Annotated in this window: 13 protein-coding genes; 5 read left to right on the forward strand and 8 right to left on the reverse strand. The window is 60.1% G+C overall.

The annotated features are described in order from the left end of the window. Positions 1-185: 185 nt before the first annotated feature. Positions 186-1,094, forward strand: a complete 909-nt coding sequence (ypfJ, locus tag O148_RS0107485; RefSeq protein WP_026530419.1) for a KPN_02809 family neutral zinc metallopeptidase — start codon at positions 186-188, stop codon at positions 1,092-1,094. Between the two features lie 135 nt (positions 1,095-1,229). Here ypfJ and O148_RS0107490 read toward each other — a convergent pair whose 3' ends face one another. The 7 genes from O148_RS0107490 to O148_RS15455 form a co-directional block, all read right to left on the reverse strand. Further along, on the reverse strand, positions 1,230-3,917 hold the full coding sequence (locus O148_RS0107490; protein ID WP_051620003.1) for an excinuclease ABC subunit UvrA: 2,688 nt from the start codon (positions 3,915-3,917) through the stop codon (positions 1,230-1,232). A 111-nt stretch (positions 3,918-4,028) separates the two neighbouring features. Next, entirely contained in the window at positions 4,029-4,361 is a 333-nt protein-coding gene (locus tag O148_RS0107495) for a metal-sulfur cluster assembly factor (protein ID WP_026530421.1), read from the reverse strand. Between the two features lie 6 nt (positions 4,362-4,367). Beyond that, positions 4,368-5,129: a Fe-S cluster assembly ATPase SufC gene (gene sufC / locus O148_RS0107500; RefSeq protein WP_026530422.1), complete on the reverse strand. Its 762-nt coding sequence runs from the start codon at positions 5,127-5,129 to the stop codon at positions 4,368-4,370. 20 nt (positions 5,130-5,149) lie between these two features. Beyond that, a complete protein-coding gene (locus tag O148_RS0107505; RefSeq protein WP_026530423.1) occupies positions 5,150-5,524 on the reverse strand; it encodes a non-heme iron oxygenase ferredoxin subunit in 375 nt (124 codons plus the stop codon). Continuing rightward, positions 5,524-6,780, reverse strand: a complete 1,257-nt coding sequence (sufD, locus tag O148_RS0107510; RefSeq protein ID WP_026530424.1) for a Fe-S cluster assembly protein SufD — start codon at positions 6,778-6,780, stop codon at positions 5,524-5,526. Before sufD ends, O148_RS0107505 begins: the two co-directional genes overlap by 1 nt. Positions 6,781-6,782: 2 nt before the next feature. Further along, positions 6,783-8,279, reverse strand: coding sequence for a Fe-S cluster assembly protein SufB (gene sufB, locus O148_RS0107515; RefSeq protein ID WP_026530425.1), 1,497 nt, complete (start codon positions 8,277-8,279; stop codon positions 6,783-6,785). Next, complete coding sequence (locus O148_RS15455) at positions 8,280-8,936, reverse strand: helix-turn-helix transcriptional regulator (RefSeq protein WP_157374566.1); 657 nt, start codon at positions 8,934-8,936, stop codon at positions 8,280-8,282. Positions 8,937-10,023: 1,087 nt separating this feature from the next. Between O148_RS15455 and O148_RS0107525 the strand changes: the two genes are divergently transcribed. The 4 genes from O148_RS0107525 (at position 10,024) to O148_RS0107540 (ending at position 13,112) form a co-directional block, all read left to right on the forward strand. After that, positions 10,024-10,365, forward strand: coding sequence for a hypothetical protein (locus O148_RS0107525; RefSeq protein WP_157374568.1), 342 nt, complete (start codon positions 10,024-10,026; stop codon positions 10,363-10,365). Between the two features lie 125 nt (positions 10,366-10,490). Then, a complete protein-coding gene (locus O148_RS0107530; protein WP_051620004.1) occupies positions 10,491-11,420 on the forward strand; it encodes an ABC transporter ATP-binding protein in 930 nt (309 codons plus the stop codon). Next, positions 11,417-12,178 (forward strand): ABC transporter permease, encoded by a 762-nt coding sequence (locus tag O148_RS0107535; RefSeq protein ID WP_026530428.1) that lies wholly within the window; start codon positions 11,417-11,419, stop codon positions 12,176-12,178. The genes O148_RS0107530 and O148_RS0107535 overlap by 4 nt, the downstream gene beginning before the upstream one ends. 1 nt (position 12,179) lies before the next feature. Further along, the gene (locus tag O148_RS0107540; protein ID WP_026530429.1) at positions 12,180-13,112 is read left to right on the forward strand and encodes a COX15/CtaA family protein; all 933 of its coding nucleotides are present in this window, start codon (positions 12,180-12,182) and stop codon (positions 13,110-13,112) included. Here O148_RS0107540 and O148_RS15460 read toward each other — a convergent pair. Beyond that, a complete protein-coding gene (locus tag O148_RS15460; protein ID WP_084157197.1) occupies positions 13,109-14,119 on the reverse strand; it encodes a heme o synthase in 1,011 nt (336 codons plus the stop codon). The genes O148_RS0107540 and O148_RS15460 overlap by 4 nt on opposite strands. Between the last annotated feature and the right edge of the window lie 109 nt (positions 14,120-14,228).

Here is a 14,228-nt window from a genome sequence, read left to right on the forward strand (position 1 = left end):
ACTGTGCAGGACTCGCACGCGACACGCCGTTAAAACGTGCATTATCTGCACAGTGGATATTGACTGTGCACCCGCTTTCGTTACGGTGCCGTGGTTTTGTTATCGCGTAAACCCGCGGGAAAGCACCGAAATCGGGGACACGAATGCCACTGTCAACCCTCGGAATGTGAATTAGGCTCTATCTCATGAGTTTCAACGAGGGGTCCCGCCTTGACCCCAGCCAAGTGGAAGATCGGCGTGGCATGTCCACGGGTGCGAAAGCAGGAATCGGCGGCGGTGTCGCGCTCATTGCGCTTGTCGCGTCGCTTTTCGGGATTAATCCCAACCTCGTGACCGACCTTTTGGGGCCCGCTGCCGACTCGTCTCAGCAACAACAGCAGCTTCCGCAAGGCAGCAGTGGCGTGGATGACTGTGTTACCGGAGCCGATGCCAACGCCGAACTCGACTGCCGCATTACCGGCACCGCGAATTCTCTCAACGCATTTTGGAAGGACTATCTGGCGCAGTACTCCGAACAATATACGGCGCCAAAGACCGTGCTCTTCACCGGCCAGACCCAAACGGCATGCGGCCCCGCGTCCTCAGACGTCGGTCCGTTCTATTGTCCTGCCGACCAGAAAGCCTATTTCGATCTCTCCTTCTTCGACGAACTCACAAACCGGTTTGGCGCCGCGAACGGTCCACTTGCCCAGGAGTATGTTGTCGCGCACGAGTTCGGGCACCACATCCAGAATTCGCTGGGGTATTTGGGCTATGCGCAACAGGATCCTCGTGGAGCAGACTCCGGTGCGGTCAGGACCGAGTTGCAAGCAGATTGCTATGCGGGACTCTGGGCTCGCTACGCGTCCGAGGACACCGGAAACGGTCAACCGTTTCTCAAACAATTGACCCAGCAAGACATCAACGATGCTCTGTCCGCGGCGTCAGCTGTGGGCGATGACCGCATCCAGCAGCAAAGCATGGGCGGTGTCAATTCCGAGTCGTGGACTCACGGTTCCTCTGCGCAACGCCAAAAGTGGTTTGCTCAGGGGTACCAGACCGGTGACATCAACAAGTGCAACACCTTCGACGCCCCGGATTTGGATAACCCGTAACAACCAGCCTCCCAGAACCCTGCACACTCGAAATCGACTGTGCAGATAATGCACGTTTTAACGGCGTGTCGCGTGCGTGTTCTGCACAGTCGAAGAGGGCGGGAGGGGTGAAGACAGGTGGTAGCTAAGTGAGGGCTAGGTGAGGGCGGAAGCGAGGAATGGGGCCGTCGCGCTCTCTTGAACGCGCGCTACAACTTCAGGAGTTCCTTGAGCCACTATCCGGCCGCCGCGATCGCCAGCCCCGGGCCCGAGGTCAATGACAAAGTCGCTTTGCGCCACAATGCGCATATCGAGTTCTGCCATGATGACGGTGTTTCCTGCGTCCACCAGATTTTGCAAATGCCCCAGAAGTTTGTCGGCGTCGGCGGGATGGAGACCGGCGGTTGGCTCATCCAAGACATAAAGCGTGTCGCCGCGCTCTGCTCGTTGCAGTTCCGTTGCCAGCTTGACGCGTTGCGCTTCGCCGCCGGACAGTTCCGTTGCAGGTTGACCGAGACGTAAATACCCGAGTCCGACCAGTTGCAGCGCGGAGAGCGAGCGCATGACGTCCGCGTGCCCGGCAAAGAACTCATGGGCTTCGTCCACATTCAGAGCCAGAACTTCGGCAATGTTTTTGCCATGCCACACCACTTGAAGAGTCTCCTCCTTGTACCGGGTGCCATGACATTGTGGGCAGGTGGAGTACACCGAGGGCAAGAACAAGAGTTCCACCATCACAAAACCCTCGCCCTCACAGACCGGGCAGCGACCCCCGGCCACGTTAAAAGAAAACCGCCCAGGCTTGTACCGCCGACGTTTCGCCAACGGCGTCTGGGCAAATCGGTTGCGCACATGATCAAACAACCCGGTGTAGGTGGCGACGTTGGAGCGCGGCGTGCGGCCAATCGGTTTTTGATTGATGGAGACGACCCGCTTAATTCCCGGCATCTCGCCCGACACCTCGCCAAGAACGTGTTGCGGTTCCTCGGCCAGAAACATGTCCGTGCCGACCTGGCCCTCATCGACAAGTTGCACCGGACGCCCCAGTTTCTCACCCACCAGCACGGGGAGCGCTTGGGATACCAGGCTCGACTTGCCGGACCCGGAAATTCCGGTCACCGCGGTGAGCGCCCGGAGCGGGAAAGCCACGGTGAGATCCCGAATATTGTTACGTGTCACGCCCTTCAGCTCCAGCCAGTCCGTGCAACGCCGCCGATCGCGTCGCGGCGGCGACCAGGTACCGAAAAGGTAGGTAGCCGTGAGGGAATTGGGAACGGTCTTGAGCCCTGAGGGCGGGCCGCTGTACAGCACATGTCCCCCGCGCTCGCCGGCGTGCGGCCCGAGGTCCACCATCCAATCGGCCGCCCGCATTGCCGCCACCGAGTGCTCCACGACAAAAAGCGAGTTGCCGCGGTCTTTCAAGCCACGCAGGAGCTTCAATAGGGCATCGATATCTTGGGGGTGAAGCCCCGCCGAGGGCTCATCTAAGACGTAGACCACACCAAACAACTCGGAACTGAGTTGCGTCGCCAACCTCAGGCGCTGCAATTCGCCACCCGAGAGCGTGGGAGTGGAGCGGCGAAGTGAAAGGTAGCCCAATCCCAGATCAATCATGGGCTCAAGCCGATTCAAAATCTGGGTGGCCAATAGGCTCGCTGTTTTCCGCTTCTCAACCGAATAATTCGGAGTGCGTCTCACGTCGGGTGCTGACGCATGTGCGGATCCCCCGGCATCGACCCGGGACTTTACCGCGGCGGCTCGCGCCTTCGCTCCCAATACCGCACCGTCCGCGCCACCCCCCTCAGACCTATTCGGGTCTGTACCCTCGCCCCACGCCTCGTTTTCCGCAACCACTTCACGCAACAGCGCGTCCACGTCGCTGAGCGGCAGGTCGGCGAACTCCGCGATGCTCAGTCCCGCAAAAGTCACCGACAGCGCTTCGGGTTTCAGCCGCGCTCCGTGGCAGAGAGGGCACACGGCGGTGCTGAGGAATTGCGCCACCTTCTTCTTTGTCAGTGCGCTTTTGGTCTTCGCAAAGGTGTCAAGTACGTAGCGGCGCGCCCCGGTATACGTTCCTTGGTAGGTGCGCTCCGCGTCGTCAACTTCGCCGCGGGCGGCCTGCTCTGGCGTCACTCCAGTGTGGACAGTCACGGTCGGATGATCGTCGGTGTAGAGAATCCAGTCTCGGTCCTTTTGGGGTAAATCTTTCCAGGGTGTGTCTACGTCATAGCCGAGCGTGATGAGCACGTCGCGCAGGTTTTGACCGCCCCAAGCGGTTGGCCAGGACGCGATGGCGCGTTCGCGAATAGTTTTTGATGGGTCGGGGACCATGAGGTTCTCCGGCACGTCATATACGCGGCCGATCCCATGGCATTCGGGGCAGGCGCCCTGAGGAGTGTTGGGCGAAAAGTCTTCGGCGTAGAGCATGGGTTGTTTCGTCGGATACACGCCGGCGCGCGAATAGAGCATCCGCACCACGTTAGACAGCGTCGAAACACTGCCCACGGTCGATCGAGTATTGCGAGCCCCACGCTGTTGTTGCAACGCGACGGCGGGAGGCAACCCGGTAATCGAATCCACTTGCGGTATTCCGCTCTGGTCGATGAGCCGCCTGGCGTAGGGCGACACCGATTCCAAATATCGGCGTTGCGATTCGGCAAACAGCGTGCCAAAAGCAAGGGATGACTTACCCGAACCAGACACCCCGGTGAAGACCACAAAGACGTCACGTGGAATCTCTAGGTCAATATTCTTGAGGTTGTGCTCGCGGGCCCCGCGAACCCGGACGTTTTCCAGAAGAGATCGGCGCGCTGAAGCAAAGTCCCGCGCCTCGGTTTCTCTCATCTCACGCGCGATATCGTTGCCCTCCATTTAGCCGATGCTACCAGCGCAAGGGCCCCGTGCCACCGATCGAAATCGGCGGCACGGGGCCCCACAGTTACCGCTCTTGAGAGTTTAGATATTGAACCCGAGGGCGCGCATTTGGTCGCGACCATCGGCAGTAATGCGGTCCGGACCCCACGGCGGCATCCACACCCAATTCAGGCGCCAGTCATCAACCAAGGTGCCAATGGCCTTCTCGACCTGCTCCTCGATCATGTCGGTCAAGGGGCACGCCGCGGTGGTCAGCGTCATGTCGATCAAGAGTGCGCCATCGTCCTTGGAGTAGCTCAGCCCATAGAGCAGGCCGAGGTCCACCACGTTGACGCCCAGTTCAGGGTCAATCACGTCCTTGAGCGCCTCCTCGACATCCTCGAGGCTCGTCGGCTCGGTTTGGGTTTCGCTCATGGTGTGTTACGCCTTTGCAGGGTTGAGGAAACGGTCGTAACCCTCTTCTTCAAGTTGCTCGGCAAGCTCCGGGCCGCCCTCTTCGGCCACGCGTCCATCCACAAACACGTGTACAAAATCGGGCTTGATGTAGCGAAGAATACGGGTGTAGTGGGTGATGAGCATGGTGCCCATCTCCCCGGTGTCCTGGGCGCGGTTGACACCCTCGGACACGATCTTGAGCGCGTCCACGTCCAGGCCGGAGTCGGTCTCGTCCAACACCGCGAACTTCGGCTTGAACAGCTCCAGCTGCAGGATCTCCACGCGCTTCTTCTCGCCGCCGGAGAAGCCCTCATTGACGTTGCGCTGGGCGAAGTCCGCGTCGATCCGCAGCTCGCTCATGGCGTCCTTGACGTCCTTGGTCCAGGTGCGCAGGCTCGGCGCTTGGCCATCCAACGCAGTCTTGGCGGTGCGCAGGAAGTTGGTCATGGTCACGCCGGGAACTTCCACCGGGTACTGCATGGCCAGGAACAGTCCGGCGCGGGCGCGCTCGTCCACACTCATTTCCAGGACATCCTGACCATCGAGCAGGATTTGTCCGGAATCCACCTGGTAGCGCGGGTGACCGGCAATCGTGGAGGCCAGGGTGGACTTCCCGGAACCGTTTGGTCCCATGATCGCGTGCACTTCGCCGGTGTTGATGGTGAGGCTGACGCCCTTCAGGATTTCCTTGCGCCCCTGCTCGGTCTCGATCGACACGTGCAGGTCCTTAATTTCCAGCTTTGACATATTTCTCCTTGGGAAAGCTTTTAGTAGTAGGTCTTGGGTGCGCCGTTGGTGATGGTGTCGACGTCGACGTAGACATCGGTCCCATCAACGGTCAGCGCAAAGGTGGGCACGGGCTCGAAGGCGGGCAAACTCAGCGGTTCGCCGGTGCGCAAATCGAACTGGGAACCGTGCCCCCAACATTCAATGGTGCATCCGGCCACGTCACCCTCGGCCAGCGAGACATCCTCGTGCGAGCATGTATCACCGATCGCGTATATGTTGCCCATCGAATCTTTGACGACGGCTACGGGGTAATCGTCGACGAGAATACGCAGCGCCTGCTTCGGTGAAAGGTCATTGACCTGACACACCAACGTCCCGCGCGCACTCGCGTCGGCTGCCGACTCAGCACTCATTAGTTGTTGCCCGCCCGCAGCTCGCGCTCCACCTCGGCAACCAGTCGCTCCTCGATTTCCGGCACCCGAATTTTCTGAATGATCTCATTCAGGAAACCGCGCACCACCAGGCGGCGGGCCACATCCTCGGGAATGCCGCGCGCCATGAGGTAGAACAGGTGCTCGTCATCAAAACGCCCGGTCGAGGAGGCGTGGCCGGCGCCTTCAATCAGACCGGTTTCGATTTCCAGGTTCGGCACGGAATCGGCACGCGCGCCCTTGGTCAACACGAGGTTTTGATTCTTTTCATAGGAATCCGTGCCCTCCGCGTTCTTCTGAATCAGCACATCGCCGATCCACACGGTGTGCGCGCCCTGACCTTGCAACGCGCCCTTGTACAGCACGTTCGAGACGCAGTTAGGCTCATTGTGATCGACAAAAGTGCGGTGCTCCAGGTGCTGCCCGGCGTCGGCAAAGTACAGCCCGAACAGTTCGGCCTGGCCGCCCTCGCCCCGATAGCGCGCGTTCGCGTTCAGGCGCACGGTGCCGCCGCCCAAAGTCACCACCACATGCTTGTATTCGGCGTCCTTACCGACTTGCGCGTCGGTCTGGCCGGTGTGATTCGCGCTGTCATCCCACAATTGCAGGCTGACAAGAGTCAGTTTCGCCCCGTCCCCGACGATCACTTCCACGTTGCCGTTGAAATCGGCGGCACCGAGGTGTTCAAGTACGACGACGGCACTCGAGTTTTCGCCGATTTCCAGCACATAGTGGGAATTGGCTCGAGCGCCCGCTTGGGTGCCGGTCGCCTTGACGCGCAGGGGCTCGGCCACTTCGGTGTCCGCGGGGATTTTCAGGTGCAGAGCTTCCTCCGCGTTTGCGGAGGCGACCACCGCGGCGCGGTCCGCGGGAACCAAAACTGTTCCGCGCGGCGCGGTACCGGCAGCCAAAGGTGAGAGCAGGTATTCAGCCGGGGACTCGACGTCGTACTCCACTGCCTCAACCCCGTCGATAGCCGCGGTCGGGGCATCGGCAAGCAGGTTTTCCAGCTTCCGCAACGGCGTGAAACGCCACTCTTCCTCGCGGCCGCGCGGCAGCGGGAAGTCGTCGACGTTAAAGCTCGTCAGGCGCTCGGCGCGCGAGGCCATGACTTGCGTACCGTCATTGTGCGCGCGATCGACCTTGTCCTCGACGAGCTTTTCGCCCTCTTCGGTGAAGCCTGCGATGGACGGCTTACCGGCCTGGGTGTCGGGGCGGGTTTGGGTCGTTTCGGTCATTACTAGCCCACGGATCCTTCCATTTGCAGTTCGATAAGGCGGTTCAATTCGAGCGCGTATTCCATTGGGAGTTCGCGCGCGATCGGTTCGATGAAGCCGCGGACTATCATCGCCATGGCCTCGTCCTCGGGCAGGCCGCGGGACATCAGGTAGAAGAGTTGCTCTTCGGAGACGCGCGAGACTGTGGCCTCGTGGCCGAGGGTTACTTCGTCTTCGCGGATGTCGATGTACGGGTAGGTGTCTGAGCGGGAGATCGTGTCCACCAGCAGGGCGTCGCAACGCACCGTGTTGGCGGAGTTAATTGCGCCCTCGCGAACCTGTACCAGACCCCGGTAGGCCGCGCGGCCGCCGCCGCGCGCAACCGACTTGGAGATGATGGAGCTTTGCGTGTTCGGCGCAATGTGCACCATCTTGGAGCCGGTGTCCTGGTGCTGGCCCTCGCCGGCAAAGGCGATCGAAAGGGTCTCGCCCTTGGCGTGCTCGCCGGTCAGGTAGACGGCCGGGTACTTCATGGTGACCTTGGAGCCGATGTTGCCATCGATCCATTCCATCGTGGCGCCCTCTTCGGCGATGGCGCGCTTCGTCACGAGGTTGTACACATTGTTGGACCAGTTTTGAATGGTCGTGTAGCGGACGCGGGCATTCTTCTTGACGATGATTTCCACGACCGCGGAGTGCAAGGAATCCGAGGTGTAAATCGGCGCGGTGCAACCCTCGATGTAGTGGACGTAGGAGTCCTCGTCGGCGATGATGAGCGTGCGCTCGAATTGGCCCATGTTTTCCGTGTTAATGCGGAAGTAGGCCTGTAGCGGGATCTCCACGTGCACGCCCTTGGGCACGTACACGAAGGAACCGCCGGACCACACGGCCGTGTTCAGGGACGCGAATTTGTTGTCGCCCACCGGGATGACGGTGCCAAAGTACTCCTGGAAAATTTCCGGGTGCTCTTTCAGCGCGGTGTCGGTGTCCAGGAAGATGACGCCTTGGGCTTCCAGGTCTTCGCGAATCTGGTGGTACACCACCTCGGACTCGTATTGCGCGGCGACACCGGCAACCAGACGGTTACGCTCTGCCTCCGGGATTCCGAGCTTCTCATAGGTGTTGCGGATGTCCTCGGGAAGATCTTCCCAGGAACCGGCCTGCTTCTCGGTGGAGCGCACAAAGTATTTGATGTTGTCGAAGTCGATGCCGGAGAGGTCGGCGCCCCAGGTTGGCATGGGCTTGCGATCAAAGTACTTCAGACCCTTCAGACGCAAGTCCAGCATCCATTCGGGCTCGCCCTTTTTCGCGGAAATATCGCGGACGACTTCCTCATTCAGGCCGCGGCGCGCCGAGGCTCCGGCGTCATCCTTATCGGCCCAACCGTATTCATAGTTGCCGATCCCGTGCAGTTCCGGGTTTTTCTCCAGAATTTCGGAGATCACGTGTTCCGGAAGCTCACTCAGGTCCTCGGCGCGGCTGAGTTGCTCAGCGGCCTCGGGGCTCAGTTGGTCGGTCATTTACCGCGCTCCTTCTCTGTGGGGTTTCTGTGCGTCGCGGGCGAGCGGAATGTGCGTGGTGCACACGTGCGAACCCGTGGCAAGAGTGGAAAGTCTTCTAATATCAACGCCGAGCAAGCGGGCGAACATTTCCGATTCGGCCTCGCAAAACTCGGGGAATTCTTCGGCCAGTCCCTGCACCGGGCAATGACCCTGGCATAGTTGTGCGGCGCCTAACAGGTTAGTGGCACCGGCCGCCGGAGAAGTGATGCTGGAAACCGAGGACACGAAGCCTTCTTCGCGAAGCGCCGCGGAGAGCGCTGCCGCTTTTGCTTCCACACTGTCTTCGGCCTGGATGCGATCGCGAACCTTCTCCTCAAACGCGGTGGCGCGCGCCCGGGCGAAATCCTTGATCGCGTCCGGGTTGGATTGCGTCAAGGCGCGGAGCGCGGATTTGGCGATTCCGAGGTAGTCATCTCCCAGCGCGGTTTGCCCCTGGGCGGACAGCACGTAGCGGCGGGCGGGCCGTCCGGCTTTCGAGTGTTCCGAGGTGACCAGTTTCACCTCGATGACTCCGGCCTGTTCGAGGTTGTCCAGATGCCGGCGCACCGCGGCGGGTGTCAGTCCGAGGTTTTTCGCCACATGGGCAGCACTGATCGGGCCGCTCTCAGCGACCATCGTGCGCACTCGATCTTGAGTGCGCAACTCGGAATCAGTGGGCAATTGCGTGGCCAGGACCGAAGCACTCCTTGAATTGGCGGCGCCTTTTGCGGTGGGCGCGCGTCGAGAATCTAATTAGATAACACAACTATGACCTAATTAAGCTGGCGATTTCTAGTAAGGGAGTCCTAAATCACCCTCCGCACCTGATCGCGGTGGCGACCCGAGCTCCTGTTGACCGTCCGGGGTCAAGTGGTGTTGGCAAGCTTGACTCATGTGGCCTGCTACTCCGCCTTGACTCAGACGGCCGTGGCCGAGTCAATCGATCCGCTTTGAAGCTGATCCGAGAACCGATCAGGAATATTTGAGTTCAGCGCGGAAGAACCCAGGGGCTATCGTAACTTCAGCGTTCAGCGTTCAGCGTTCAGCGACTGAGTATCGACCATCGGCTGGCGGGACCACTGAGTGGACAAGCCAAGCTACCGCAAGCACGACAATCGCGCATGGATCCATAAGAAGAACCTTCATCAACCTGAGTCGTAACTAAAAAATGTCGAACTGCGGCCAGCAAACAAGGAATCCCAGCCGCCCAGACTACGGGCACGTGCCCAATTACGCTAGGACCGATGCCCACCAAAAGCTACTCCAACATCCATGTTATGAAAACGTTATCACCACGCCTGATTCTGGGATATAGACTGGCTTAAATTTGGCGTTCATTTGCTCATACAGGACGGAAATCTAGTGAAAATCCAATTAAGCGTGATCTCTGCAGTTTCAATTGCCCTGATGAGCTCCATGTATCAAGGGCCATCACCGTTGAGATTAGCGAGTTACCCCGCGCCACAGAGAGCACGATACGGGTGCGCGGATCTTTAGTATTCTCATCAAATTCCACGACCAACTTTCAATTCCGTGCCGGCAGTGATTACAACCAGGTTGTTGTTGTCAATGGTGGTTCAGTGACTTATTATACACCTCTGGAAAAAGGAAAAAATGGGGGCCGTGGTAACGGTTATTGGAGTCCGAGTTCCACCTGGCAAATCATTTCTCCGGGAAAAGGAACTATAGGAAGTTTTGCGAAAATAGTCAAAAAGTCGATCTAATGAATGTCGAACTGATAGATGGCCGTGAGATTTCGCGCCTAGATGAGATACCCACTTTTTTGGTGCGCGCATGGACGGAAGTCGCACACGACAGTTGGCGTGAAGAACTGTGGGAAGTTACTCAAGCTTCGGTTCTTGAGGCAATTGAGTTCGCTGGAAGCTCCCGTTTCAATTCGGCGTCTCGAGTTGAAGTCTCCGTCCGCTTTACTGATGGCTTTGCGGAACCAGCAAGCACCCTCCTATGCATCTTCCAGAGCGATAGTGACTTACCCCACCGCAGACTCCCTGGTGACAGCTTCGGAGTGGACGAAGACTTACCACCTTATCTCTTCGCGACCTGATTCGGCGCCAAGACACCAGTCGGACTAGCACCGCAGGGTTCTACAAGCGGTAGAATTATCGGGTGCCTTCCTCCACCTTGAACCGCGGCGAACTATGCCTGGACCTGCGCGGGCTCGTCAAAGACATGGGTCCGGTCGCCTCCCTCGACGGGAAAATGGTGCGCATCTTGGATGGCGTCGATTTTACGGCGCGTTTCGGAACTATTACGGTCTTGATGGGCGCGAATGGCGCCGGCAAATCCACCACCCTGGCCTGCGCCCAAGGCATGATGCCGGTCAACGGCGGTTCCATCCGGCTTCTTGGCGAAGACCCCTTTCATGCCGGGGCGGCATTGCGGGCCCGAGTCGGCGTCATGCTGCAAGACGGAGGGCTGCCTCCGGCGCTACGCCCGATCGAACTTCTCAAGCATCTCGCAACGATGTACCAAAAACCGAGAAACCTGGACGAACTGATCACAGCGCTGGATCTGAACCCGCTGCGTAACACCCCAATCCGCAAGCTCTCCGGCGGCGAAAAGCAACGCGTTGCCTTCGCGGCAGCCCTCATTGGCGACCCCGAGGTGGTCTTTCTCGATGAACCGAGCGCAGGACTCGATCCGGAATCGCGGCTGCGCATCTTCACCCTCATCGAGCAATTGCGCTCCGAAGGGCTCGGGATAGTCCTGACGACCCACCTCCTCGACGACGCGCAAAAACTCGCCGACTACGTGTACATCATTAACCACGGGGTTACGGTGGCGCACGGCACCGTCGCCGAGTTGACGAGCAGCCAGAGCGGCAACCAGCAAAAACTCTTGCGCTTTAGTTGCGATATCCCACTGGATCTGCGCGAGCTTGCCGCCAGCCACAACACGCCTGCAGAGTTGCATCTCACCGAGGTCACCCCGGGAACCTATGAGGTGCAGGGCAACCTCGATGCCGCGGGCCTGAACACCCTGGCGTCTTGGTGGCAGTCCATGAACATCAACCCCACCGAGATCGCTATGAAACCACGCTCGCTCGAGGACGTCTACTTCGAGTTCGCCGCCAAAAACGCACCCGGAGAGTCCGCATGAGCGCGCCGGCACCGCTTGCGACCCGCATCCTCAACCAGGGCAGCTTCGAGACCAAAGCCGTGCTGCGCAACGGTGAGCAACTGGTCTTAGCAATTGTCTTGCCCATTTTGGTGTTCGCCGCGCTCACCATCACACCCATCTTGGATAGCCTGGGCGTCACCGACCTGGTTGGAACCACACGGGTCAACATTGTGACGCCGGGAATCCTCGCCCTGTGCGCGCTCTCCACGGCTTTCACCGGCCAGGGCATCGCGACGGGGTTCGACCGCCGTTACGGGGTGTTGAAGTTCATGGCCACCACCCCGCTCGGGAAGTTCGGGTTGATTGCCGGTAAGACCATCGCCGTCCTCGCCGTCCTGGCTCTGCAAACGGCGCTCATCACCGTGATCGCGCTGTTTTCCGGCTGGCAACCGAACCTCATCGGCATACCGTTGGCGATCATCCAACTCATCCTCGGCGCCCTCGCGTTCACCGCGCTCGGATTGCTCATCGCCGGAACGTGCCGCCCGGAAGCGACCCTCGCGCTCACCAACTTGCTGTGGGTACTGTTGACAGCGCTCGGCGGGATCGTCGTGCCGATTGCGCACCTGCCAGAATTCTTCCAGCCCTTTGCCCAGGTGCTTCCCTCCGCCGCTCTCGGCGACGCACTGCGCGCGGCGCTCATTGAGGGAACCTTCAACCCGGTAGCCAGCCTGGTTTTGGTAGCCTGGGCCGCCGCCGCCAGTCTTCTCGCCATCCGATACTTCAAGTGGAGCTAACGTGAGCCTCGATACCATCAAAAGCCGCACCCGCAACTTCCTCCATCAGGACGGGATCACCCCCACGGTGCGCCGCCTTGCCTGGGCGAGCCTCATCTCCCAGATCGGCATTGTCGTCACCGGCGGCGCGGTCCGCTTAACCGGAAGCGGGCTGGGGTGTTCGCAGTGGCCCAAATGCACCCCGGAATCCATGGTGCCTACGCCGGAAATGGGTATTCACGGTCTCATCGAGTTCGGCAACCGCACCCTGACCTTTGTGCTCGTGATCATTGCGGTGCTCACGTTCTTCGCGGTGCTGAATCTGCGCAAAGAGCATCCCGCGATCTTCGGGCTCTCCATCGGCCTGCTCGCCGGGATTCCGGCTCAGGCGCTCATCGGCGGGATCACCGTGTGGACAAGCCTGAACCCCTGGGTTGTCGGGTTGCATTTTGTCGTCTCGATGCTGCTGGTCATGCAGGCAACGCTCCTGGTCAACCTGACCTCCCCGATCAACTTTGGTTTCGTCGCCGGTGGCACCCGCTCCACCACCCAACTCTCCTGGGTCATCTTCGCGCTGTCCTGGATCGCCGTGTTGCTCGGCATTATGACTACCGGAGCCGGGCCGCACGCCGGTGACCCGGAATCGCCGCGCAACCAGCTCAACCTGGAAGTGATTGCCCGTTTCCACGCGCTCCCGGTTTACCTGCTCATCGCGGCGATCGGACTGCTCGGGCTGTTGGTTTTCCGCTCGAGCGGACCACAGTATTTGCGTAAGCCGCTCGCTTTGGTGAGTGCCGTCGTCGTGCTTCAGGCGATTATCGGATTCACGCAATTTGCGCTGGAACTACCGGTCTTGCTGGTGGGGCTGCACATGCTCGGTGCCTCGCTGACCATTGCGGCCAGCACCAATTTGGTGGCGGTGGCCGTGCGCCACTCGCGGGTGCCTAAGGGCTAGAACGCGAGCAGGCTTGTTATCGTCGGTCCGACAAACGGGTCGATGGCCAAGGCGAGGAACAAGAACGAGAGATAGCTGATCGAGCCGTGGAAGACTTTCATGGCCTTCTTGTCCGTCACCTCGCCGGTTTGCGCGCTGCGATAGAGCCGGTGCGACTCGTAGACAAACCACCCGCCGACCGCTAGTGCGGTGAGCGCGTACACGAAGCCGGTCGGTCCCACGATCACCAACAGCAGCGAGCAGGCGAGGGTTGCCCACGCATAGAGCACCACCTGGATCGAGACGACCTTCGCGCCGGCGACCGCGCCGAGCATCGGCACGTGAGCGTTGGTGTAATCCTCGCGGTACTTCATCGAAAGCGGCCAGTAGTGCGGCGGCGTCCACAGGAAGATGATGAGGAACAAAATGAGCGCCGGCCAGTCCAGCGAATCGCGGACCGCGGCCCAGGCAATCAACACCGGCATACATCCGGCCGCGCCGCCCCAGACAATGTTTTGCCGGGTGCGGCGCTTCAGGATGAGCGTGTAAATCACAACATAAAAGAAGATGGCAACGGCACCGAGGAAACCGGCGAGGGCGTTGGCGCCCACGGTGAGGATCACCACCGCGGCAATGCCGAGTGCCCAAGAGAAGATCAGGGCCTCGCGCGGGGTGACCTCGCCGGTCACCAGCGGTCGCTTCTCGGTGCGGTGCATGACCTTGTCGATGTCGCGGTCTAAATAGCAGTTGAACGCCCCGGCGCTCCCGGCGGCAAACGCCCCGCCGATCATGGTGGCCAAGATCAGCCCGATGCTCGGGAACGTGCCGCGCTCGGGTTGCGCGAAAATCATGGTGGGAAGCGTGGTGACGAGCAGCAGCTCAATGACACGGGGTTTCGTGAGTTGGAAGTATGCCGCGAGTTTGCGTTTGAAACCGATTTTCGCCCGGGTGCTGCCGTCCTTTGAAACTACCGGGGATGCGGCGCCGGCCGCGGTGTGCGCGTCGCGATCTACGTGCTGAACCTTCACAGAAAATTACTCACAATGCTGGTGGTGATGACCCTTCAGGGGCGAATGTCCCATCATCAATACTACCGTGTTTGCGCAAACGGATTGGGGCGTGGAATATCGGTTGCGA

Origin of the sequence: Haematomicrobium sanguinis DSM 21259, assembly GCF_000688395.1 — a bacterium.
Lineage (GTDB): Bacteria > Actinomycetota > Actinomycetes > Actinomycetales > Micrococcaceae > Haematomicrobium > Haematomicrobium sanguinis.